This is a genomic window from Duganella aceris, from assembly GCF_011090165.1.
Classification (GTDB): domain Bacteria; phylum Pseudomonadota; class Gammaproteobacteria; order Burkholderiales; family Burkholderiaceae_D; genus Rugamonas; species Rugamonas aceris.
Genome location: NZ_JAADJT010000003.1, coordinates 266,477 through 288,054 on the forward strand (window position 1 = coordinate 266,477; position 21,578 = coordinate 288,054).

At 66.1% G+C, this 21,578-nt stretch carries 22 protein-coding genes; 13 read left to right on the forward strand and 9 right to left on the reverse strand.

The window, feature by feature from the left end; genetic code table 11:
* The first annotated feature begins 6 nt into the window (after window positions 1–6).
* Genes GW587_RS08445 through GW587_RS08455 form a run of 3 tightly spaced genes read left to right on the forward strand, consistent with a single transcriptional unit; the run spans window position 7 to window position 1,978 of the window.
* Complete coding sequence (locus GW587_RS08445; RefSeq protein WP_166101019.1) at window positions 7–933, forward strand: sensor domain-containing diguanylate cyclase; 927 nt, start codon at window positions 7–9, stop codon at window positions 931–933.
* A 34-nt stretch (window positions 934–967) separates the two neighbouring features.
* Entirely contained in the window at window positions 968–1,606 is a 639-nt protein-coding gene (locus tag GW587_RS08450) for a glutathione S-transferase family protein (RefSeq protein ID WP_166101021.1), read from the forward strand.
* A gap of 24 nt (window positions 1,607–1,630) precedes the next feature.
* Window positions 1,631–1,978 (forward strand): hypothetical protein, encoded by a 348-nt coding sequence (locus GW587_RS08455; RefSeq protein WP_166101023.1) that lies wholly within the window; start codon window positions 1,631–1,633, stop codon window positions 1,976–1,978.
* 3 nt (window positions 1,979–1,981) lie between these two features.
* Here the strand turns inward: GW587_RS08455 and GW587_RS08460 are convergent, their stop codons facing one another.
* Genes GW587_RS08460 through imuA form a run of 3 tightly spaced genes read right to left on the reverse strand, consistent with a single transcriptional unit; the run spans window position 1,982 to window position 4,900 of the window.
* Window positions 1,982–2,740: an alpha/beta hydrolase family protein gene (locus GW587_RS08460; protein ID WP_166101025.1), complete on the reverse strand. Its 759-nt coding sequence runs from the start codon at window positions 2,738–2,740 to the stop codon at window positions 1,982–1,984.
* Window positions 2,741–2,772: 32 nt separating this feature from the next.
* Window positions 2,773–4,251: a Y-family DNA polymerase gene (locus tag GW587_RS08465; RefSeq protein WP_166101028.1), complete on the reverse strand. Its 1,479-nt coding sequence runs from the start codon at window positions 4,249–4,251 to the stop codon at window positions 2,773–2,775.
* Window positions 4,184–4,900 carry a translesion DNA synthesis-associated protein ImuA gene (gene imuA, locus GW587_RS08470; protein ID WP_166101031.1) on the reverse strand — a complete coding sequence of 239 codons (717 nt, stop codon included), beginning with the start codon at window positions 4,898–4,900 and terminating at the stop codon, window positions 4,184–4,186. Before imuA ends, GW587_RS08465 begins: the two co-directional genes overlap by 68 nt.
* 126 nt (window positions 4,901–5,026) lie before the next feature.
* On the opposite strand from imuA, the gene GW587_RS08475 reads away from it, so the two are divergent.
* Together GW587_RS08475 and GW587_RS08480 are read left to right on the forward strand one after the other, a co-directional pair.
* A complete protein-coding gene (locus GW587_RS08475) occupies window positions 5,027–6,274 on the forward strand; it encodes a putative Na+/H+ antiporter (protein ID WP_166101034.1) in 1,248 nt (415 codons plus the stop codon).
* 92 nt (window positions 6,275–6,366) lie between these two features.
* Complete coding sequence (locus tag GW587_RS08480; protein ID WP_166101037.1) at window positions 6,367–7,356, forward strand: TlpA family protein disulfide reductase; 990 nt, start codon at window positions 6,367–6,369, stop codon at window positions 7,354–7,356.
* 2 nt (window positions 7,357–7,358) lie between these two features.
* Here the strand turns inward: GW587_RS08480 and GW587_RS08485 are convergent, their stop codons facing one another.
* The 3 genes from GW587_RS08485 to hrpA all read right to left on the reverse strand — a co-directional run bounded on the left by GW587_RS08485 (window position 7,359) and on the right by hrpA (window position 13,182).
* A complete protein-coding gene (locus GW587_RS08485) occupies window positions 7,359–7,655 on the reverse strand; it encodes an addiction module antidote protein (RefSeq protein WP_207393393.1) in 297 nt (98 codons plus the stop codon).
* A 159-nt stretch (window positions 7,656–7,814) separates the two neighbouring features.
* Window positions 7,815–8,924, reverse strand: a complete 1,110-nt coding sequence (locus GW587_RS08490; protein ID WP_229259356.1) for an extracellular catalytic domain type 1 short-chain-length polyhydroxyalkanoate depolymerase — start codon at window positions 8,922–8,924, stop codon at window positions 7,815–7,817.
* A 67-nt stretch (window positions 8,925–8,991) separates the two neighbouring features.
* Complete coding sequence (gene hrpA / locus GW587_RS08495) at window positions 8,992–13,182, reverse strand: ATP-dependent RNA helicase HrpA (protein ID WP_371875559.1); 4,191 nt, start codon at window positions 13,180–13,182, stop codon at window positions 8,992–8,994.
* A gap of 55 nt (window positions 13,183–13,237) precedes the next feature.
* On the opposite strand from hrpA, the gene argA reads away from it, so the two are divergent.
* Both argA and GW587_RS08505 read left to right on the forward strand, forming a co-directional pair.
* The gene (gene argA / locus GW587_RS08500; protein ID WP_166101044.1) at window positions 13,238–14,548 is read left to right on the forward strand and encodes an amino-acid N-acetyltransferase; all 1,311 of its coding nucleotides are present in this window, start codon (window positions 13,238–13,240) and stop codon (window positions 14,546–14,548) included.
* A 34-nt stretch (window positions 14,549–14,582) separates the two neighbouring features.
* Window positions 14,583–14,858, forward strand: a complete 276-nt coding sequence (locus GW587_RS08505) for an oxidative damage protection protein (protein ID WP_166101046.1) — start codon at window positions 14,583–14,585, stop codon at window positions 14,856–14,858.
* Between the two features lie 42 nt (window positions 14,859–14,900).
* Here the strand turns inward: GW587_RS08505 and GW587_RS08510 are convergent, their stop codons facing one another.
* Together GW587_RS08510 and rpiA are read right to left on the reverse strand one after the other, a co-directional pair.
* On the reverse strand, window positions 14,901–15,260 hold the full coding sequence (locus GW587_RS08510) for a hypothetical protein (RefSeq protein ID WP_166101048.1): 360 nt from the start codon (window positions 15,258–15,260) through the stop codon (window positions 14,901–14,903).
* 126 nt (window positions 15,261–15,386) lie between these two features.
* Window positions 15,387–16,064 carry a ribose-5-phosphate isomerase RpiA gene (gene rpiA, locus GW587_RS08515; RefSeq protein WP_166101051.1) on the reverse strand — a complete coding sequence of 226 codons (678 nt, stop codon included), beginning with the start codon at window positions 16,062–16,064 and terminating at the stop codon, window positions 15,387–15,389.
* Between the two features lie 226 nt (window positions 16,065–16,290).
* Between rpiA and GW587_RS08520 the strand changes: the two genes are divergently transcribed.
* The 4 genes from GW587_RS08520 to GW587_RS08535 are packed head-to-tail and all read left to right on the forward strand — an operon-like array spanning window position 16,291 to window position 18,765.
* The gene (locus GW587_RS08520; protein WP_166101053.1) at window positions 16,291–16,662 is read left to right on the forward strand and encodes a response regulator; all 372 of its coding nucleotides are present in this window, start codon (window positions 16,291–16,293) and stop codon (window positions 16,660–16,662) included.
* Window positions 16,663–16,667: 5 nt separating this feature from the next.
* On the forward strand, window positions 16,668–17,297 hold the full coding sequence (locus tag GW587_RS08525; protein WP_166101616.1) for a chemotaxis protein CheC: 630 nt from the start codon (window positions 16,668–16,670) through the stop codon (window positions 17,295–17,297).
* Entirely contained in the window at window positions 17,294–18,274 is a 981-nt protein-coding gene (locus GW587_RS08530; RefSeq protein WP_371875560.1) for a sensor domain-containing diguanylate cyclase, read from the forward strand. Before GW587_RS08525 ends, GW587_RS08530 begins: the two co-directional genes overlap by 4 nt.
* Window positions 18,271–18,765 (forward strand): DUF6265 family protein, encoded by a 495-nt coding sequence (locus tag GW587_RS08535; RefSeq protein WP_166101056.1) that lies wholly within the window; start codon window positions 18,271–18,273, stop codon window positions 18,763–18,765. Before GW587_RS08530 ends, GW587_RS08535 begins: the two co-directional genes overlap by 4 nt.
* Here GW587_RS08535 and GW587_RS08540 read toward each other — a convergent pair.
* Entirely contained in the window at window positions 18,747–19,583 is an 837-nt protein-coding gene (locus tag GW587_RS08540) for a helix-turn-helix domain-containing protein (RefSeq protein ID WP_166101059.1), read from the reverse strand. The genes GW587_RS08535 and GW587_RS08540 overlap by 19 nt on opposite strands.
* A gap of 101 nt (window positions 19,584–19,684) precedes the next feature.
* Between GW587_RS08540 and GW587_RS08545 the strand changes: the two genes are divergently transcribed.
* Window positions 19,685–21,154, forward strand: a complete 1,470-nt coding sequence (locus GW587_RS08545) for a cytochrome P450 (RefSeq protein WP_229259357.1) — start codon at window positions 19,685–19,687, stop codon at window positions 21,152–21,154.
* A gap of 109 nt (window positions 21,155–21,263) precedes the next feature.
* Entirely contained in the window at window positions 21,264–21,575 is a 312-nt protein-coding gene (locus GW587_RS08550; protein ID WP_166101065.1) for a hypothetical protein, read from the forward strand.
* The last annotated feature ends 3 nt before the right edge of the window (window positions 21,576–21,578 follow it).

A 21,578-nucleotide genomic window follows, 5' to 3' on the forward strand; every position in this document is an offset into this window, starting at 1 on the left:
GGATTCATGCCCGACCGGAACGACTCCCGCCCCACCACGCGCAGCGAGCTTGACGAACTGCGCGAGTCCGACCGCATCCTGCGCGCCCTGCTCGACCATGCGCCGGTGCTGATCTCGACCAAGGATCTGCGCGGCACGGTGACCATGGCCAACCGCCACTTCGAGATCCTCGACGGCTACGACGCCGCCACCTTCGTCGGCTCCAATGTGTTCGACCTGTTCCCGTGCGAGATCGCCGAACAGCTGTGGTGCAACGATCGCCGGGCGGCGCTGGAAAAGCGCCCGATCCGCGAGGAAGAGTCGGTCTACCATCGCGACAAGACGCTGCACACCTACCGCACCGTGAAGTTCCCGCTGTTCGACGACGCCGGCGAGGTCTACGCCACCTGCGCCGTCTCGACCGACATCACCGACGCCAAGGCCGCGCACGACGACAGCGTCACCGACGAGCTGACCGGCCTGAAAAACCGGCGCTACTTCAACATCCGCTTCCATGAGGAACAAAAGCGCGCCCACCGCGACCACCGCGTGATGACGCTGCTGCTGGCCGACGTCGACCGCTTCAAGGAATACAACGACACCTACGGCCACCCGCAGGGCGACCTGGTGCTGCGGGCGGTGGCCGAGTGCCTGCACGCCACGCTGCACCGGCCGGGCGACCTCAGCTTCCGCATCGGCGGCGACGAGTTCGCCTGTCTGTTCGCCAGCAGCGGCCCGGACGAAAGCCTGGCGCTGGCCGAGCAGATCCGCGCCGGCATGGCGGCGCGCCGCATCCCGCATCAATCCAACCCGCCGAGCGGCCACGTCACGCTGTCGCTGGGGCTGGCCTTCATCGCGCACGACTCCGCGCTGGGCCAGTGCGAAATCTACGAGCAGGCCGACCAGGCGCTGTACCGCGCCAAACGTAGCGGGCGCAACATGGTGTCCAGATAGCTTATCGTAGCGGTATCCCATCTGGAGGACCGACATGATCACGCTGCACACCTGGACCACCCCGAACGGCCGCAAGATCCCCATCATGCTGGAAGAGCTCGGCATCCCGTACCGCATCGCCACCGTCGACATCGGCAAGGGCGAGCAGTTCGAACCGGCTTTCCTCGCCCTGTCGCCGAACAACAAGATTCCCGCCATCGTCGACGACGACGCCGATGGCCGGACCGTCACCGTGTTCGAGAGCGGCGCCATCCTGACCTACCTGGCCGAGAAGACCGGCCAGCTGCTGCCCGCCTCCGGCGCGGCGCGCTACCAGGTGCTGGAATGGCTGCACTGGCAAATCGGCGGGCTCGGTCCGATGCTGGGCCAGGTCGGCTTCTTCGAATTGCGCGCCAAGGAGAAATCGGCCATAGCCAGCAAGCACTTCCTCGACGAAGCCGAACGCCTGCTGGGTGTGATGGACCGGCAGCTGGCGCAGCACACTTATCTGGCCGGCGCGGACTACAGCATCGCCGACATCGCCGCCTACCCGTGGCTGGCGGCGACCGCCGAGAAAATGCAGCAGGCGCTGGGCCAACAGCTGGCGGCCAGCCACAACATCCAGCGCTGGATGACGCTGATGGCGGCGCGTCCGGCGGTGCAGCGCGGTATGCTTTTGCCGAAGCTCAGCTGACATATTTTGGTGTATGCTTTGCCTATGAACAAAGACACCGACATCCAACTCAGCGGCCCATTCAAGGCCTCCGACGGCTCCGGCCGGGCCCACGACGCCAAGGCGATCCGTATCTTCGACGAAGGTTACGGCGCGATCGACGTGTATGTGGACTTCACCAGTTCGATCAGCGGCCTGCACAAGGACAAATCGCTGATCGACGCCGTGGTGGCGCAACTGCGCACCGTCGGCTACAAGGGCCCGGCGCTGACGGCCGGCGACTCCGTGCTGCAGGAAAGCAAGCTGCTGGTGCTGGAAGCGCCGGACGAATTCAACACCTTCGCCGCCGGCAAGGGTTGGAAAGACCTGGCCGAAGAGTTCGACGACGAATAAGCATCAGCCGATGTAGCGGCCGGACCAGGCCGCGATCAGGTTGGCGACATAGACCGCATCCTCGCGCCTGGTCAGCAGGTGATCGGCGCTGTCGAGCGACACGAAGCTCTTCGGATGCTTGGCCGCCGTAAAGATCTCCATCGCATTGCTGATACCCACGGTGTCGTCGCCCGGCGCATGCATCACCATCAAGGCCCGCTTCAGGGCCGCGATCTTCACCTTCAAATTATGCTCGCCCGCATCATCGACAAACTGTTGCTTGATGCGGAAAGGCCTGCCCGCCAATTGCACATTGGCCTCGCCGTCGCGCGCGATCTGGTCCAGGTGCGCGCTGAACAGGCCGGTCACATGCGACGGATCGCTGGGCGCGGCGATGGTCACCACCGCCTTCACCTCCGGCATGTCGGCGGCCGCCGCCAGCACCGCCGCGCCGCCCAGGCTGTGGCCGATCAGCAGGCGCGGCGCCTGATACGTGGCGCGCAGGAAATCGGCCGCCGCCACCAGGTCGGCCAGGTTGGATGAAAAGTTGGTGTTGGCGAATTCGCCCTCGCTGGCGCCGAGGCCGGTGAAGTCGAAGCGCAGCACGGCGATGCCATGCTCGGTCAGCGCCTGCGCGATGCGGCTGGCCGCGAACACGTCCTTGCCGCAGGTAAAGCAATGGGCGAACAAGGCATAGGCCTTGGCCTCGCCCTCCGGCGCATCGAGCCGCGCCGCCAGCTTCAGCCCATCGGCGCCGGTGAATTCCTGTCGTTGTGATTGCATCGCTTACCCCGGTGAGAAGTTCCAGATGCTATTTAACCAAACAATCCTTGCAGATACCAGCGCGGCGAGAGGTCGGCGGCGTTGGCGTTGCGTTCGCGGTAGAGCCAGTAGTGGGCGCGGTCGGCGCCTTCGGCGATGAAATAGTCGCGGGTTTGCATCTGGCCCCACCAGCCGGCTTCGATGCGCTCGCCGGTCGACATGATGCGCAACGGCGAGCCGTAGTACGGCCGGTGGTCGCGCATCAGCAAGGCGATCGGCTTGGCCAGCAGCCATGCCGGACGCGGCAGACTCGGCATGTCCGGCGGCAGTTGCGCGCGCGCGTCGGCGGGACGGATTTTTTCCTGCACGCTGACCCAGGCGTTGGCCTGCTCCGGCCGGTAGTCGGCGCGCGGCGCCGCTTGCAGCACGTTCTCCGGCCCCAGCCGCGCCGTCAGCAACTCCAGCAGCCGCTGCCAATCCTCCTTGCTGCCGCCCGGCTCGGGAAACAGCGAGTCGCTCGGCGGCGCCATCGGCTGCACCTGCGGCGCTTCCAGGCACAGGCCGATCACCGGCGCGTCCAGCACCTGCTTGGCCAGCCGCTCCTTCAGCAGCCGCACCAGATGCGCGTCGCGCCAGGTCGGCTCGGCCAGCACGATCTCGATCAGCGTCGGCGGCCGCGCCACCTTGCCGCGCTCATGCTCCATCAGCAAATGAATGCGCTCGACCGCGAGCTGGCGCGCGCTCAGCCATCCCGTCAGTTGCAGCAGCAAACGGTGCGCGCCGAACAGCAGAGCCTCGGCGTTCTCGACCCGGTCGAACAGCTCCAGCTTGGCGCGGAAGCTGGCCGGCGCCTCCAGCCATTGATGCAGTTCCGGCCGTTCGCCGTGGGCGTCGTCCAGCATGTCCAGCAAGGCCCGGCCGCAGCGCCGCTGCAAGCCGGGACGCGGTAGGCGGCGCATCTCACCCAGCGTCATGCACCCGATGCCCTCCAACCAGCTCAGGTAGGGTCGAGCCGGGGGCAGCAGGCTGCAGGGCAAGCGGTCCATGCGCCGCACTAACGCCTCCATCGTCAAGGCCCGCCCCGCGTTGCTGCGGGCCAGCAGCCAGGCGCCGCGCGCGCTTGGCGCGCAACTGAGCACGGCTGTGAATCCCAGCGCGCGCATGCTGGCCGCGACCTGCCGGCACAGCGCGCGGATGCCGCCGAACAAGCGCAGACTGGCGCCGATGTCGAGCAGCAGCGTGGCCTCCTCGGCCTGCGCCAGCTGCGGCGTGAATTGCAGCAGCGCCATCGCCACCGCCTGCATCGCCTCCACCTCCAGCTGCGGCGCACGCTGATGAAATTGCGACTGCGGCGCCAGCATCAGCGCGCCGCCGCGTCGCATGTCGAGCTGCACGCCGGCGCCGGCCGCCAGCGCCGACATGGCCGCCACCCGCTCCTGCTCCAGCACCACCGTGCAGCTGTCCTCAGACCAGCGCGGGCAGAATACTTCGAGCGGCAACAACGGCAGGTGTATCGCTATCCAGAGTCGCATGGCGTTGAAGGAGTGAAGGCGTTAATGGAAGAAACAACGGGGCGTCGCGCTGCGGTCCTCGTCGCTTGACGAAGCCGATCTCGATGCCGCCCGCCGCCGGCGCCAGCGACAAGCGCAGCGGCGCCGGCGACGAATCCTGCGCCGCCGCCAACGGCCGCAGCATGCAGAACAAGGTCTCGCCGCTTTGCGCCGCCAGATGCAGGCGCCGCAGCGTTTCGCCGCGCGCATGGGTTTGCCACAGCAGCAGCGCGCCGCAACAGCCGCTGCGCAACACCTGTTCGGCCGCCCACAGCGCGTCGCCGCTTTTGGCGCCGCTGCGGATCCAGATCAGTTGCGACGGTTCCAGCCCCAGGGCGGCCAGCGCCAGCGCCTGCGGCGCATGCGGCGGCTGCAACAGCACGATGGGACGCTTGCCCAGTCCCGCCAGCGCCGGCCGCAACAGCCGCAGCTCGCCGATGCCGTGCTGTTGCAGCAGCAACTCGGTCAGGCTGCCCAGCGGCCAGCCGCCGCCCGGCAACTGCGCCGACAAGGCGGCGAAGCCGGTGTCGACGCAGCGGGTGGCGCTGTGCGCCAGTTGCGATGCCCGCCACAGGGACGGATGCAGGGCTTCGGGCGCCGCCGAACGTATGGAGGTGGCTATGTGTGTCATCGAATTTTACCGCAAATACTGTATAAATACACAGTACTATTTGGAGGCCAGTTTGGCAAGTCCTATCTGATACGCGCGCGCCTTTGCTGTAACATGTTGCCAGAGAACACACGAAAGGACATTCCTTTGCAAACGATACAACTGGTGGGCGCGGTCCTGTTCGGCCTGGCGCTGTTGCACACTTTCGCGGCCAAATCCTTCGAATTGCTGTCGCACCGCTACCCGCGCCATGCCGGGCTGTTCCACTTGCTGGGCGAGGTCGAGGTGGTGTTCGGCTTCTGGGCCTTCATCCTGATCATCACCATGGCCTTCCTCGACGGCGGCGCCGCCGCCATGCGCTACGCCGAGTCGCGCCACTATACCGAGCCGCTGTTCGTGTTCGCCGTGATGGTGGTGGCCGCATCGCGCCCGGTGCTCGATATCGTGCAGCGCGTGCTGCTGGCGCTGGCCAGGGTGGTGCCGCTGCGCACCGAGCTGGCGCTGGTCTGGTTCGGCCTGGCGCTGGTGCCGCTGACCGGTTCCCTGATCACCGAGCCGGCCGCGATGACGCTGGCCGCACTGATGCTGGCGCCGCTGGTGTTCCGCGACGGCGTGCCGGAATGGCTGAAGTATGGCGCGCTGGGCGTGTTGTTCGTCAACGTCTCGATCGGCGGCATGCTGACCTCGTACGCCGCGCCGCCGGTGCTGATGGTGGCACAGACCTGGCAATGGGACAGCGCCTACATGGCCGCGCATTTCGGCTGGAAGGCCGCGCTCGCGGTTGTCGTCAACGCCAGCGCCATCACCTTCATGCTGCGTAAGTATCTGCATGCGCCGCTGCGCGCCGCCGGCGACGCGCCCGCCTCGTCGGTGACGGTGAGCTTGCTCCACCTCGGCTTCCTGGCGCTGGTGGTGGTGCTGGGCCACCATCCGGTGCTGTTCCTCGGCGTGTTCATGCTGTTCCTCGGTTTCACCCAGGCGTACGAGCGCTATCAAAGTCCGCTGATCATCAAGGAGGCCTTGTTGGTCGGCTTTTTCCTGGCCGGGCTGGTGGTGCTGGGCGGGATGCAGCAATGGTGGTTGCAGCCCATTGTCGAGAGCCTGTCGCCACTGGCGCTGTTCTTTGGCGCGATGAGCCTGACCGCGATCACCGACAACGCCGCGCTGACCTATCTCGGCTCGCTGATCCAAGGTATTTCGCCGGCGTCGCAATACATGCTGATGGCCGGCGCGGTCACCGGCGGCGGCCTGACGGTGATCGCCAACGCGCCGAATCCGGCCGGCGCGGCGCTGCTGCGGCGCGGCTTCCGCGACGAGTCGATTGGCGCCATCGGCCTGCTGCTTGGCGCGCTGGCGCCGACCGCCGTATCGGCGCTGGCGTTCCTGCTGCTGTAGGCTTGGCCCAGTCGTTTACATCGTTCTTGCACCTTTCGTCCACGCCAGCGCCTGAGTAGCATGAGTGACATTGAACTTATCACGGGCGACACATGAAATGGCGTGCATTATTCTTCGCGCTGTGCGGCTTACTGCATTACGGAGCATCGGTCGCGGCGGCCAATGACGACGGCGGCGACGGCAAGCAGCGCGCGCAGCGCGTCGGCCAGAAGCTGGTCGGCCATCCCGGTCCGGCGGCGACGCTGACCAGCATCGACGGCCAGCGCATCGACCTCGCTTCGCTGTACGGTAAACAGCCGGTGTACCTGAAGTTCTGGGCCACGTGGTGCGTGCCATGCCGCCAGCAGTCGCCGGGCTTCGAGAAGCTCTATCAGCAGTACGGCAAGCGCATCGCCGTGGTGGCGGTCAATACCGGCTATAGCGAGACCGAGGCCGCCGTGCGCGCCTTCCGCGAACAATATGGCCTGCACATGCCGGTCGTGACCGACGACGGCACACTGGGCGGCCAGCTCGATCTGCGCGTCACGCCGCAGCATGTGGTCATCGACGCCGACGGCCGCATCGTCCATGTCGGCCATCTGGACGACCAGGCCTTGCATGATGCGCTGGAGCGCGTCGCCAACACGCCGCCGTCGCCGGGAGGGATTCCGCTGGCGCCGCAAAGCGCGGCGAAAGCGGCCTTCAAGGTCGGCGACCAGGTGAGCGGCATCAAGCTCACCACGCTGGCCGGCAAGGACATCGCCATCGGCGCCGGCAAGCCGCGCGCGCTGGTGTTCTTCTCGCCGTGGTGCGAATCCTATCTGCGCGAAACGCGGCCGGCCACGTCCAGCGCCTGCGAGCGCGTGCGGCTGGAGACCGAGCGGCTGGCGAAGGACCGCAGCGTCGAATGGGTAGGCATCTCGGCGCCGCTGTGGACCTCGCGCGGCGAGCTGGCGGCGTATGCGAAGGAAAAGCGCACCAGCATCCCGCTGGCGCTGGACCAGGACGGCGCCATCTTCCGCGCCTTCGGCGTGCGCCAGATCCCAACCGTCGTGATGATCGACGCCCAGGGCCGCGTCAGCAAGGTGACAACGCAGCCATAAAACTACGCTGCGGCTACCTCGACATGGAATCGCAATCCGAGCGCACGCGTGACCTTCAGGATCGTCGCGAAACTTGGATTGCCGTCGGCGGAAAGGGCTTTATATAAACTCTCCCGTCCCAGTCCCGTATCGATCGCCAACTGCGTCATCCCGTGCGCACGGGCGATATTGCCCAAAGCCTTGGCGATGAAGGCGATATCATCTCCCGCTTCCTCAAGACATGCATCAAAATACAGTGCGATGTCTTCTTTAGTCTGAAGGTGTTCAGCGCTATCCCATTTCTTCAATTTGAGCACCATGATGATCCCCTACAGTTGTCGCGCTCCGCGCGATCACCAAGAACAGAATCTCTCGGTCTGAAGAATATTCACTTCGTACTCCATAGGATACATTAAAAAGGTGATGTTATTCCTCTATTCAAGTAGTAACGAGCGAAATGTCAGCGTCGCTGATGTGTATCAAATGCGCTGATGGCGGGAGAAAAAGTCCAGCATCATCTTGCTGGCGTCGGGGCCGGCTTTGGCGTTGTAGGCCAGCGATGCGTCGCCGCCGCTCCAGGCGTGTTCCAGTTGTTCGATGCGGGCGACGCGCAGCAGCAGCTTGCGGCCGGCGTAGAAGTCGTGCAGGCGGTGGGCGTTGCGGCTGCCGCCGCGTCCTTGCGGCTTCTCGGTGATCTTCGCGGCGTCGGCCAGGCCGTTCAGCAACAGGCTTTGGCGCGCCAGCTGCACTTGATTGATCGGGCGGACCACGCTGTCGCCCTGCCCCTGGATCAGGATCGCCGGCATGCCGGGAAACTGCGGCTGGCGCAGCAGCACTTCGCGCGCGGCGAGATCGGCGCGCGGGCCGGCGCCGTGCTGCATCACGCCCAGCGCGCCGATGGTGTTGTGGCCGGCGCCGAACACGGGGCCGGAGTGCATCCCGACCGCCGCGAACAAACGCGGATGATTCAGCGCGACGATGTTGGCCATGCCGGCGCCGGCGGAAATCCCGGCGATGTAGATCCGCGAGCGGTCGACCGCATACTCGGTCAGCACCTTGTTGACGATGCCGACGATCATCGGCACATCGCCGCCGCCCTCCTGCGTGGCGCGGTCGTACCACTTCCAGCAACGCTGCGCGTGCGTGCTGACCAGCTGCTGCGGATACAGCACCGCGTAACCCATCTGCTCGGCCCAGTGGTTCATGCGCGTGCCCTGCGCGAACTGCGTCGCGGTTTGCTGGCAGCCGTGCAGCATGACCAGCAATGGCAGCCCTTTGCTGAGGGCCGCTTCAGGGATGTTGTTGGGGATGTAGAGCCAGTAGCTCATGCGGCGCCCGTAGGCGGTGAGGTGCGATGCCAGCCACTTGCCCGGCGAAGGCGGAATATGCGCGGCGACAGCGGCGGCCGGAGCCGGAGCCTTGCGCCGCACGGCCGGTCGCGGCGCGGCAGTGGCCGAAGCGGCCGCCGGCTTTCGCTTGCGCTTGGTTTTCGGCTTGGGCGCGGGCGCCGTCGCCGCCACCAGCAGCTTGGTCATCCGCTTGCCGGAACGAACCAGGCTACGCAGCAACCCAGCGGTTTTGATCTTCATCGCAACGACCTCCTGTTGAGATAAAGTCTACCGCGAAACCACCGCCGGACTGCGTTCGGCAACGCGCTTAGCGCTGCATCGACTCCCATACTTTTTGTAGTCGCTTGACCGATACCGGCATCGGCGTGCGCAGCTCCTGCGCGAACAGCGACACGCGCAACTCCTCCAGCATCCAGCGGAACTCCACCATCTTCGGATCGGTGTTCTTGCCGGCCGATTTGTCCTTGATGAGACGCTGGTACAGCAGCGCGGCCTGCTGCCACTCCGCCATCAATTTCGCATCGCGGGACGGATCGCCGCGCAGCTTCTCGATCCGCACATTCATCGCCTTCAGATAGCGCGGGAAGTGCGACAGCTGGCTGTACTCGTTCTCCGACAGGAAGCGCTTGTTGACCAGCCCCTGCAACTGCGACTGCATATCCGCCGCAGCCTGCGCCGGCAAGCCTTGCAAGCGCTTCGGCAGGCCATGGAACTCGGTCAGCACCTGCGACAGCAGGCGCGCGATCTCGTTCACCAGCAAGACCAGCCGCGACTTGCCCTCGTCCTTGCGCTTGGCGAACGACGCCGCGTCCACCGGCAGCGGATCCTGCAGGCAGGCGATGTCCAGCGCCTTGTTGATGATCTGTTCGCGCAGTTCCTCCTGCGTGCCCATGCTCATGAACTGCATGCCCATTTGCTGCAAGCCGGGGATGCCTTTTTCGATGAACTTGATCTGGTCCTTCATCTGCAACGCGAACAAGCGCCGCAGCCCGACGCGGTGCGTGCGCGCCGCCGCGGTCGGATCGTCGAAGACCTCCAGATCGCAGTGCGTGCCCTTGTCGACCAGCGCCGGGAAGCCGATCAGCGTCAGCTTGCCCTGGGCGATCTCCAGCAGCTCCGGCAACTCGCCGAAGGTCCACGAGGTCAGGCCGGTCAGCGTGATGCCGCTGCTGGCGGTGGCCGCAGCCGCCGCCGGTGCCGAACCCTTGCCCTGCGCGGCCGGCGCGCCGCCTTTCGCCGATGCCGATGCCGCCGCGGATCCGCCCGGGGTCGGCGCCACCGCGCGCAGGCTGACGCCCTGGCCGGCGGACGACTCGGCCATCTTCTGGAAGCTCTCGCGCGCCTGCGTGCCGAATTCCGCCTGCAGCGTGGCCAGGTTGCGGCCCATCTCCAGCTGGCGTCCGTGCTCGTCGATCACCTTGAAGTTCATGAAGTGGTGCGCCGGCAGCGTCTCCGGCTTGAAGTCGCTGGTCAGCACCGCGATCGTGATCTCCTTGCGGATGTCGGCGATGATCGCGTCGATCAGGTCGCCGCGCCCGAAGGTGCCGGCCTCGTTGACGCGCTCGCAGAACTTGGCCGCGTAGTCCGGCAGCGGCACACAATGGCGGCGCAGTTTTTGCGGCAGCGATTTAAGCAGCAGATGCACCTTCTCCTTCAGCATGCCCGGCACCAGCCATTCGACGCGCTCGCGCGGCAGCTGGTTCAGGGCGTACAACGGGATCGCCATGGTCACGCCGTCGCGCACGCTGCCCGGTTCGAAGTGATAGGTCAGCGCCAGCTCAAGGCCGGTCACCGACATCATTTTCGGGAACAGGTCGGTGGTCACGCCGGCCGCTTCGTGGCGCATCAACTCGTCGCGGTTCAGGTACAGCAGCTTCGGTTCCTGCGCGGTCGCGTCCTTGTGCCACTTCTCGAAACCGGCGCCGTTGACCACCTCGGCCGGAACCAGCTTGTCGTAGAAGGCGGCGATCAGTTCATCGTCGACCAGCACGTCGAGGCGGCGCGACTTGTGCTCAAGGTTTTCGATTTCCTTGATCAGCTTGTGGTTGTGGGCGAAGAACGGCGCGCGCGTCTCATAGTCGCCGCCGACCAGCGCGTCGCGGATGAAGATTTCGCGCGCCTCGGTCGGATTGAACAAGCCGTAGTTGATGCGGCGCTGGCTATACACCACCAGCCCGTACAGGGTCGCGCGCTCGGACGCGGTGACCTGCGCCGATTTCTTTTCCCAGCGCGGCTCGCCCCAGGATTTCTTCAGCAGGTGGCCGCCGACCTTTTCCAGCCACTCGGGCTGGATCTGCGCCACGCAGCGCGCGTACAGGCGCGTGGTGTCGACCAGTTCCGCCGCCATGATCCACTTGCCCGGTTTCTTCAACAGCGAGGAACCCGGCCAGATATTGAACTTGATGCCGCGCGCGCCGAGATAGCCCGCGCCTGGCTCGTCCTCGGCCTTGAAGCCGATGTTGCCCAGCAGGCCCGTCAACAACGCCAGGTGCAGGTTCTCGTAGGTGGCCGGCGCTTCGTTGATGCGCCAGCCCTGCTCCTTGACGATCGTCAGCAGCTGCGAGTGCACGTCGCGCCATTCGCGCAGGCGCAGCTGCGACAGGAAGTTGGCGCGGCAGTTGTCCATCAACTGGCGGTTGGTCTTCTTGTGCTCGATCGCGCTTTCGAACCACTTCCAGATCTTGATGTAGCTGAGGAATTCGGACTTCTCGTCGGCGAACTTCTTGTGCGCTTCGTCGGCGGCCTGCTGGTGTTCCATCGGGCGGTCGCGCGGATCCTGCACGGACAGCGCGGAGGCGATGATCAGCACTTCGTTCAGGCTGGCGTTGTCCAGCGCGGCCAGGATCATGCGGCCGACGCGCGGGTCCAGCGGCAGCTTGGACAGCTTGTTGCCCAGTGGCGTCAGCTGGTTGTATTCGTCGACCGCGCCCAGTTCCTGCAACAGCTGGTAGCCGTCGGCGATGGCGCGCGCCAGCGGCGGTTCGATGAACGGGAAGGTCTCCACATCGGTCAGATGCAGGGACTTCATGCGCAGGATGACGGAGGCCAGCGACGAGCGCAGGATTTCCGGCTCGGTGAACTTCGGCCGCAGCAAATAGTCCTGCTCTTCGTACAGGCGGATGCAGACGCCGTCGGCGACGCGGCCGCAACGGCCGGCGCGCTGGTTGGCGGCCGATTGCGCGATCGGTTCGATCTGCAGCTGTTCGACCTTGTTGCGGTAGCTGTAACGCTTGACGCGCGCCACGCCGGCGTCGACCACGTAGCGGATGCCGGGCACGGTCAGCGAGGTTTCGGCGACGTTGGTGGCCAGCACGATGCGGCGTGCGTTGCTGACCTTGAACACGCGTTCCTGTTCTTCGGCCGACAGGCGGGCGAACAGCGGCAGGATTTCGACGTGCGGCGGGTGGTGCTTGCGCAGCGCTTCGGCGACGTCGCGGATTTCGCGTTCGCCGGGCAGGAACACCAGCACGTCGCCGGAGCCGATGCGGCACAGTTCATCGACGCCGTCGACCACGGCGTCCATCAGGTCGCGTTTTTCGCGGGCGGCGGCGGTGCGGGCGCCTTTGCCTTCGGCGTTGGCCACGGCGGGATTCTGCACGTCGCTTTCGATCGGGCGGTAGCGCACTTCCACTTTGTACAGGCGGCCGGAGACTTCGATCACCGGCGCCGGTTTCTCCGGCGTGCCGAAGTGGCGCGAGAAGCGGTCGGCGTCGATGGTCGCGGAGGTGATGATCACCTTCAGGTCGGGGCGGCGCGGCAGCAGCTGCTTCAGGTAGCCGAGCAGGAAGTCGATGTTCAGGCTGCGTTCGTGGGCTTCATCGATGATGATGGTGTCGTAGCCTTTGAGCAGCGGGTCGGTTTGCGTTTCGGCCAGCAGGATACCGTCGGTCATCAGCTTGACCGAGGCGCCTTTGGTCAGCGTATCGGCGAAGCGGACTTTGAAGCCGACCGTTTCGCCCAGCGGCGTGCCGAGTTCCTGCGCGATGCGCTTGGCGGTCGAGGAAGCGGCGATACGGCGCGGCTGGGTGTGGCCGATCATGCCTTTTTGGCCTCGGCCGAGTTCCAGGCAGATCTTCGGCAGCTGGGTGGTCTTGCCGGAGCCGGTTTCGCCGGAGACGATGATGACCTGGTTGTTCATCAGGGCTTCGGCGATTTCGTGGCGGCGGCCGGAGACCGGCAGGTCTTCAGGATAGGTGATCGGCGGCAGCGGATTGCGGAAATTGCGCTCGGCCTCGCGAGCGGCCAGTTCCTCGGGCGTCAGACGCGGGCGGGCGTCGCCGCGCGGTGCACGCGGCGGCTGGGCCAGCGAGCCGCCTTCGCCGTCGGGACGCGGCGCGCGCGCACCACCCCGCAAAGCGGAGCCAGGGGTCTGTCCCCGTACGGGGACAGACCCCGCCTCGGTTCGGGGTGCGCGTCTCTGAGCCTGCGCCGGTTGGGCGGTTTTCGCTTGCGGGGGGCGGGTTTGGGCGGGTTTAGGCTTGTTGCTGGCTTCTGACATTGTTTTTTACAAAGGTTTTGGCGCGGACGTCGCGCACCGAATTATAATGCGGCTAATGGAAAACCCTACCCAATTCGTCCAATGGCTGCGCTCCGTCGCTCCCTACATCCACGCCTTCCGCGGCAAGACCTTCGTCGTCGCCTTCCCCGGTGAGCTGGTCAGCGCCGGCGCGCTGCAGGTGCTGGCCCACGATCTGTCCCTGCTGCACGCGCTGGACATCAACGTCACCGTGGTCTACGGCTCGCGCCCGCAGGTGGCCGAACAACTGGCGCTGCGGAACGTCGAAGGCCGCTTCCACAACGGCGTGCGCATCACCGACATCGCCGCCATGGAGTGCGCCAAGGAGGCCGCCGGCGAACTGCGACTCGATATCGAGGCCGCGTTCAGCCAGGGCTTGCCGAACACGCCGATGTCGAACGCGGCGATCCGTATCATTTCCGGCAACTTCATCACCGCCCGTCCGCTCGGCGTGATCAACGGCGTCGACCTCGAACTGACCGGCATCACCCGCAAGGTCGATGCCGAAACCATCCACTCCATCCTCGGCTCCGACGGCCTGGTGCTGCTGTCGCCGCTGGGCTTCTCGCCGACCGGCGAGGCGTTCAACCTGACCATGGAGGACGTGGCCTGCTCCACCGCCATCGCGCTGCACGCCGACAAACTGATCTTCATCACCGAAACCGAGATGATGACCGACGCCGGCGGCACCGAAATCCGCGAACTGTCGTCGCACCAGGCCGAAGCCGTGCTGCAAGCCGGCTTCCTGCCCGACGCCACCGCGTTCTACCTGAAGCACTGCATCAAGGCCTGCGACAACGGCGTCGAACGCTCGCACATCGTCTCGTTCAGCATGGACGGCTCGGCGCTGCTGGAGCTGTTCACCCATGATGGCGTCGGCACCATGATCTCGCACGAGAACCTGGAATCGCTGCGCCAGGCAACCATCGAGGATGTCGGCGGCATCATCAAGCTGATCGAACCGCTGGAGGCCGACGGCACGCTGGTCAAGCGCGGCCGCGAACTGATCGAACGCGAAATCGACTACTTCTCCGTCATCGAGCACGATGGCGTGATCTTCGGCTGCGCCGCGCTGTATCCGTTCCCGGAACAGAAGATGGCCGAAATGGCATGCTTGACGGTTAATCCAGACGTCCAGGCCCAGGGCGACGGCGAGCGTATCCTGAAGCACATGGAGAACCGCGCCCGCGCCATCGGCGTCACCAAGTTGTTCGTGCTGACCACCCGCACCTCGCACTGGTTCCAGAAGCGCGGCTTCGTGCCGACCACCGTCGATTCGCTGCCGAAAGACCGCCAGCGCATGTATAACTGGCAGCGCAAATCACAGGTGCTGGTGAAAACCTTATAATGACGCTTTACATACCGCTTTAGGAGCAACACTGATGGCCCGCACCGTTCAATGCATCAAACTCAACAAGGAAGCCGAGGGCTTGGACTTCCCGCCGTATCCGGGTGAACTGGGTAAGAAGATTTATGAGACGGTTTCGAAGGAAGCCTGGGCCGCATGGCTCAAGCACCAGACCATGCTGGTCAACGAAAACCGCCTGAACCTGGCCGATCAGCGCGCCCGCAAATACCTGGCGACGCAGATGGAAAAACACTTCTTCGGCGACGGCGCCGACGCCGCCATGGGCTACGTGCCGCCACCGGCCGACTGAGCTGGCATCGAGCCGGCGGCGCGCAGCCGCCGGCGTTTCATCTTACATGGCCTTGCACTGTTTCAGCTCGCACTTGGCCATGTAGACCTTCCCGCTTTCGCAGGTCATGCGATAGATCTCGACCGGTCCCGGTTCGCTCACCAATCCCGCGCCCCAGCCGCCGGCGCAGCCCTGCTGCTTGGCCAGCTTCTCCACCGTCGCCGACGATACGCCGGGACGGAACGGCACCTTCTCGATTTCGACGCCGTCGACGCGCGTCAACGGCGTGCCGTCGGCGGCTACGGTGCGCACCGGTGCGCGCGCGGCGGCCGCCGCCGCGTCGGCGCGCGATTTCGAAGGCAGCCAGGAGCAGGCGCTCAACAGCACCCCGCAAGACAACAGCAATACGGACAATCGATTCATGGGGGAGCTCTCTGTGTAGTTGGCGGCCGCGCTACCCCGCGACCTTGAGTGGCGAAGCCGGCTCCGCCACTTAGGGGTCAGACCCCGCATCGGGTCTGACCCCAGCAGGCCTGCGGGGTAAGACGATCAGAAGGTCAACGTCTTGACGCCGTCGGCGGTGCCGAGCAGGCAGACATTGGCGCCGCGCGCGGCGAACAGGCCGACCGCGATCACGCCGACGATCTGGTTGATGCGCTGCTCCAGCGCCACCGGATCGGTGATGGACAAGCCGGCGACGTCGATCAGCATGCCGCCGTTGTCGGTGATGAAGGCTTCGTCGGTGCCCGGCTTGAGGCGCAGCTTCGGCGTGCCGCCGATCCTGGCCAGCTCGCGCGTGACCGAGGCGCGCGCCATCGGCAGCACTTCCACCGGCAGCGGAAACTTGCCCATCACTTCGACCAGCTTGGAACCGTCGGCGATGCAGACGAACCGCTTCGACACCGAGGCGACGATCTTCTCGCGCGTCAGCGCCGCGCCGCCGCCCTTGATCATGGCGCCGGTGTCGGTGATCTCGTCGGCGCCGTCGATGTAGACCGCGATTTCCGGCACGTCGTTCAGGTCGAACACTTCGATGCCGTGGCCGCGCAGGCGGGCGGCGGTCGCTTCCGACGACGCCACGGCGCCCTTGATGGTGTGCTTGATCTTGGCCAGTTCGTCGATGAAGAAATTGGCGGTCGAGCCGGTGCCGACGCCGATGATCTCGTTGGCCACCACGTAATCGATGGCGGAGCGGGCTACGGCTTGTTTCAGTTCGTCTTGGGTCATGATGTTTCTATAAGAGAGGGGAAATCGAATGGCGCTATTTTAACGGATCACCCTCCCCCCTCCCTGTTTTCGGCAAAAAATTGCGCTCAGACAACACAGCCGGCGCCGTGGTGTCGCAGACTGGCACAAGTGCTGTTAATGATGCAACGATCGTAGCCGGCAGCCGGGCCGGATATGCGAGAATGAGCGCAATGCAGGTCCAAAAGAAGATCGCCGGGGATACGCCATGACGCAAGCCAAAACAGTCCTGATAGTCGATGACAGCCGCGTCTCGCGCATGATGGCCCGCCAATACATCTCGGTGTTGCGCGCCGATTGGGTGGTGGCCGAAGCGGCCACCGGCGAGGAATCGCTGCTCAAGGCGCACGAGGTGGCGCCGGACCTGGTGCTGATGGACGTGAACATGCCGGGCATGGGCGGGATCGCCGCCGCCGAGCAGCTGCGCCAGGATTTTCCCGCGCTGCCGATCTCGCTGCTGACCGCCAACGTGCAGACCGCGACCCGCGAGCGCGCCGCCGCGATGGGCATCGGCTTCGTCGAAAAACCGATCACCGAGGCCCGCATCGCGCAGCTGCTGGCGACGCTGGAAACCGCGTGAACGCCATGTTCAACCTGTCCGAGCTGGAGAACGACGCGCTGATCGAGATCTTCAACATCGGCGTCGGCCAGGCGGCGGCCTCGATGAGCGCCATCGTCCACGAGGCGGTGCGGATGTCGGTGCCGTCGATCAGCTTCATCCCGCGCACCGAGGCGGCGCGCCTGCTGGGCGCGCGCGACGCCGCCGAGCCGGAACGCATCTGCGGCATCAGCCAGCATTACCAGGGCGCGTTCGAGACCGAGGCGATTCTCATGTTCCCCGAGGATAAAAGCCTGGAGATCGTGCGGCTGATGGTGGGCGAGTCGGTGCCGATCAAGGAGCTGACCGAGATGGAGCAGGAAGCCATGTGCGAGATCGGCAACATCATCCTCAACTCCTGCGTCGGCACGCTGGCCAACATCTTCCAGCACGAGCTGCAAGGCTCGCTGCCGGAGTACCACCTCGGCACCAGCGACGAAATCCTGACCGCCACCGGCAGCGGCGCCGGCACCGTGGTGCTGATGCTGCACATCGACTTCCTGCTGGAGAAGCACCAGATCCACGGCTATGTCGCCTTCGTGCTCGACATCACCGCGCTGCACGACCTCAAGGGCCAGATCAATCTCTACATCGCGCGCGCGATGGGCCAGGCATGACGGCCATGCACACCCTGCCCGCCAGCGACCGGCTCAATCTGCTGCAAAGCATCCTGTGCGCGGTCAACATCGGCGCCGTGGTGCTCGACGGCGAGCGCCGCATCGTGCTGTGGAACGAATGGATGATCCGCCACTCCGGCCTGACCAACGACAAGGTGATCGGCAGCGACTTCTTCACCACCTGCCCCGGCCTGCGCGGCGGCCGGGTCGACGCCGCGATCCAGCAGGCGCTGTACAACAACTTCCCGTCGCTGCTGTCGCAGACGCTGAACAAGGCGCCATTCGCGCTGTACAGCAACGCGCTGGCGGCGGCGCGCCACGAACGCATCCAGCAGGCGGTGGAGGTGACGCCGATCGCGATCGAAGGCGCGCCGCGCCACTGCCTGATCCAGATCAACGACGTCAGCATCGCCGTCGCGCGCGAGAAGCTGCTGCGCGAGCAAACCATGGTGCTGCGCTCGCAGACCTTCTCGGACGGCCTGACCGGCATCGCCAACCGGCGCCACTTCGACGTCGCGATGGAGAAGGAACACCGGCGCGCCAAGCGTGGCGGCACGCCGCTGTCGCTGCTGATGATCGACATCGACCACTTCAAGGCCTACAACGACCACTACGGCCACCAGAAGGGCGACCAGTGCCTGATCCAGGTCGCGGCCGCGCTGGCGGGCATGCTGAAGCGCCCGTGCGACCTGATGGCGCGCTACGGCGGCGAGGAGTTCGCCATGATCCTGCCAGAGACCGACGTCGAGCAGGCCACGATGATGGCCGAGACCATCCGCGCCCGCGCGCAGGAACTGGGAATCGTGCATGAGCGCAGCGGCATCGACACGCACCAGGTCACGGTCAGCATCGGCATCGCCACGCAGAAGGTCGACGCGCCGGTGGAGATGGAGGCGCTGATCGGCGCCGCCGACCGCGCGCTGTACCAGGCCAAGCGCGCCGGCCGCAACCGCATCGCCGCGCTGGTGCCGGCATGAACCGCCGCCCTGGTTTTGCGCGTCACGTCGCGGCTTTGCTGGCCGCTTGCGGCATGCTGCCCGTCCTGCACGCCGCGCCGCTGGAACAACTGGGCTGGCTCGCCGGCTGCTGGAACGCGGTCGGCGGCGAGCCGGGATCGGGCGAGCAATGGACCTCGCCGGCCGGCGGCGCCATGCTGGGCATGAGCCGCACCATCAAGGGCGGCAAATTGAAGACTTATGAGTTCATGCGTATCGCCGCCACGGACGACGGCACGGCGGTGTTCCACGCGCAGCCTGCGGGCCAGCCGGCCGCCAGCTTCAGCGCCATCAAGCTCGATGCGACCGAGGTCGTGTTCGAGAACCTCCAGCACGATTTCCCGCAGCGCGTGATCTACCGCTTCGAGGCGCCGGAGCGGCTGCACGCCAGCATCGAAGGCACATTGAAAGGCGCGCTCAAGCGCATCGAGTTCCCGCTGGTGCGCGCCGCGTGTCAGGTCCAGATCCGGTAGATCCAGTAGCTTTCCTCGCTGGCCAGCACGCGCGCCAGTTCGGCCGGACTTTGGCCGGTGATCTCGCGCGCCTCGCGGCAGAAATGCGCCTGATCCGAATAGCCGCCGCGCGCGGCCACGTCGGACCAGACCACGCGGCCGGCCAGGTAGTCGTCGCGCGCGTCGAAGAAGGATAGCTCGGCGCGCTGCATCCGCAGCAGCTTGCGCAAGGGCTGGCCGGCGCTGGCCTTGATGCGGCGCTCGATGCTGCGCACCCCGCGTCCCAGCACCGAATCGGCGGCCTGCCAGGCCAGATGCCGCACCCAATCGCCGGCGATGCCGGCCGCGCCGCTCGGCCGGCTGGTTTGCCAGCGCGGCTCGAGGAAGGAGGCGATGGCCGCCAGCCGCGCGTCATCGTCGGTGGCCGCCAGCACCGCGTCCGACATCGCTTCCCAATCCGCGCCGAGTACTTCGTCCAGCGGCGCCCAGCGGTCCACCCAGTTCGGCACGTCGATGTCGCTCAACGCGTGCATCGCCTGCGGGTAGAACATCAGCATGAAGATGCGCACCGGGCCGGGGTTGTAGGTGGTCAGGGGACGCGTCTGCGGGCCGCAGAACACCGCGCGCATCGCTGGGGATGGCGTCGGCGGTTCGACCACTTCCGCCTCGCCTTCGATGAACCAGGTGATGGAGCATAGCGGCGTGGCGGGGAAATGGTTAAAGCGATCGGCCGCTTCGGCCAGCGGCGCCTCCACCGTGCTGCGCGTGATGCAGGCGCGCACGCAGGAGGCAAGCGCGAACGGCGGCACGATCAGGCGGGTGGAGTTCGGATGAGTCATGTCCGGAGTTTATACTCGTTTGTCGCAAACGTTCAATACGGGCGGCGGCGGGCGAGGCATAGTGGGCCATCGTCAGCCAGGGAGACAGTATGGAGAACAGCATGCCACGCACCGCAGCAGCGCCGGATTCGGGCTGCGCCCAATCGCCGGCCATCGCACTGCGCCGGATCGCGGATTTGCCGGGACCGCGTCCGTGGCCGCTGGCGGGCAACCTGCCGCAGATCCGTCCGCTGCGCCTGCACCAGGACGTCGAAGCGTGGAGCCGCGAATACGGCCCGCTGTTCCGCATCGCCTTCGGCAGCAGGCCGGTGCTGGTGGTCTCCAGCCATGAGCTGGTCGGCGCCGTGCTGCGCGACCGGCCGGATGGCTTCCGCCGCCCCGCCCTAACGGCCCAGGTATCGGAAGAAATGGGCGGCCGCCCGGGCCTGTTCCTGGCCGAAGGGGCGCCCTGGCGCGAGCAGCGGCGCATGGTCATGGCGGCGCTGGCGCCGCACGCGGTCAAGGCTTATTTCCCGTCGCTGGTCAAGGTCGCGCAGCGCTTGCAGGCGCATTGGCAAACGGCCGCGCGCACCGGCGCCGCCATCGACCTGACCGAGGACCTGAAGCGCTACAGCGTCGACATCATCGCCGGACTGGCGTTCGGCACGGAGGTCAACACCATCGACGGCGGCGAGGATGTGATCCAGCGCCACATGGACGTGATCCTGCCGGCGGTGGCCAAACGCTCGATCGCTATGTTCCCCTACTGGCGCTACGTCAAGCTGCCGGCCGACCGCCAACTGGACCGCAGCGTGGCCACGCTCAGCGCCGCCATCGACGACCTGATCGCCGCCGCGCGCGCACGCCTGAACGCCGAGCCGGCGCGGCGCGCGCGTCCCGCCAACCTGCTGGAGGCGATGATCTGCGCCGCCGAGGAAGGCGGCGGCGGCGTCGATGACGTCGCGGTGGCCGGCAACGTCACCACCATGCTGCTGGCCGGCGAAGACACCACCAGCAACACGCTGGCGTGGATGCTGTACCTGCTGAAGCGGAATCCCGCCGCGCTGGCGAAGGCGCGCGAGGAAGTGCTGCGCATCGCGCCGGACGCGGCGGCGTTCAGCATCGAGCAAATGGACGCGCTGGACTACGTGGACGCCTGCGCGCAGGAAGCGATGCGCCTGAAGCCGGTCGCGCCTTTCATCCCGCTGGAAGCGCTGCGCGACAGCGTGGTCGGCGACGTCGCGGTGCCGCAGGGCGGCCTGGTATGGCTGGTGATGCGCAACGACAGCGTCGCCGACAGCCACGTCGCCAACGCCGCCGATTTCGATCCCGAGCGCTGGCTGCGGCGCGGCGACGAGGCGATGAACAAGCACGTCTCGATGCCCTTCGGCGCCGGCGCGCGCACCTGTCCGGGGCGCTACCTGGCGCTGCTGGAGATCAAACTCGCCGCCGCCACGCTGCTCAACAGCTTCGACATCGCATCGATCGCCACCGTCGACAACAGCGAACCGCAAGAACTCTCCGGCTTCACCATGTCGCCCATCGGCCTGCGTATGACGCTACGCGCACCGACTTCCGATCTGCAACGCTAAGGCGCGGACGCCACGCCCCGCGTTTGACGAAAACGCCGCGCCGCGCACGGCTGGATGTTCGAAGCGGCGGCGGCGTGGTACGCTCATCCTACCTACATGGAGGAGAGCAATGCGCTTCAAATTCGAAACCAAACGACATGGCCGATGCTTCGCCGAGACCGAAGAGGCGGATGACCATATCGAAGTCGTCATCTGGTTCGACCAGAACACGTCACCCAAACAAGTCGCGTACCAGCTGCACATCACCGACCTGCCGCTGCCGAAGCAGATCCCCGACGGCGGCGCCTTGCAGGACGCGACCCGCATCGCCATCAATCACTTCCAGTCGGTCAAGACCAAGGACGGCGACGAGTTCGAGATGCACTGCAGCCGCATCACCGCCCGCTGGAACGGCATCATCTACAACAAGATGGGCGGCTGACGC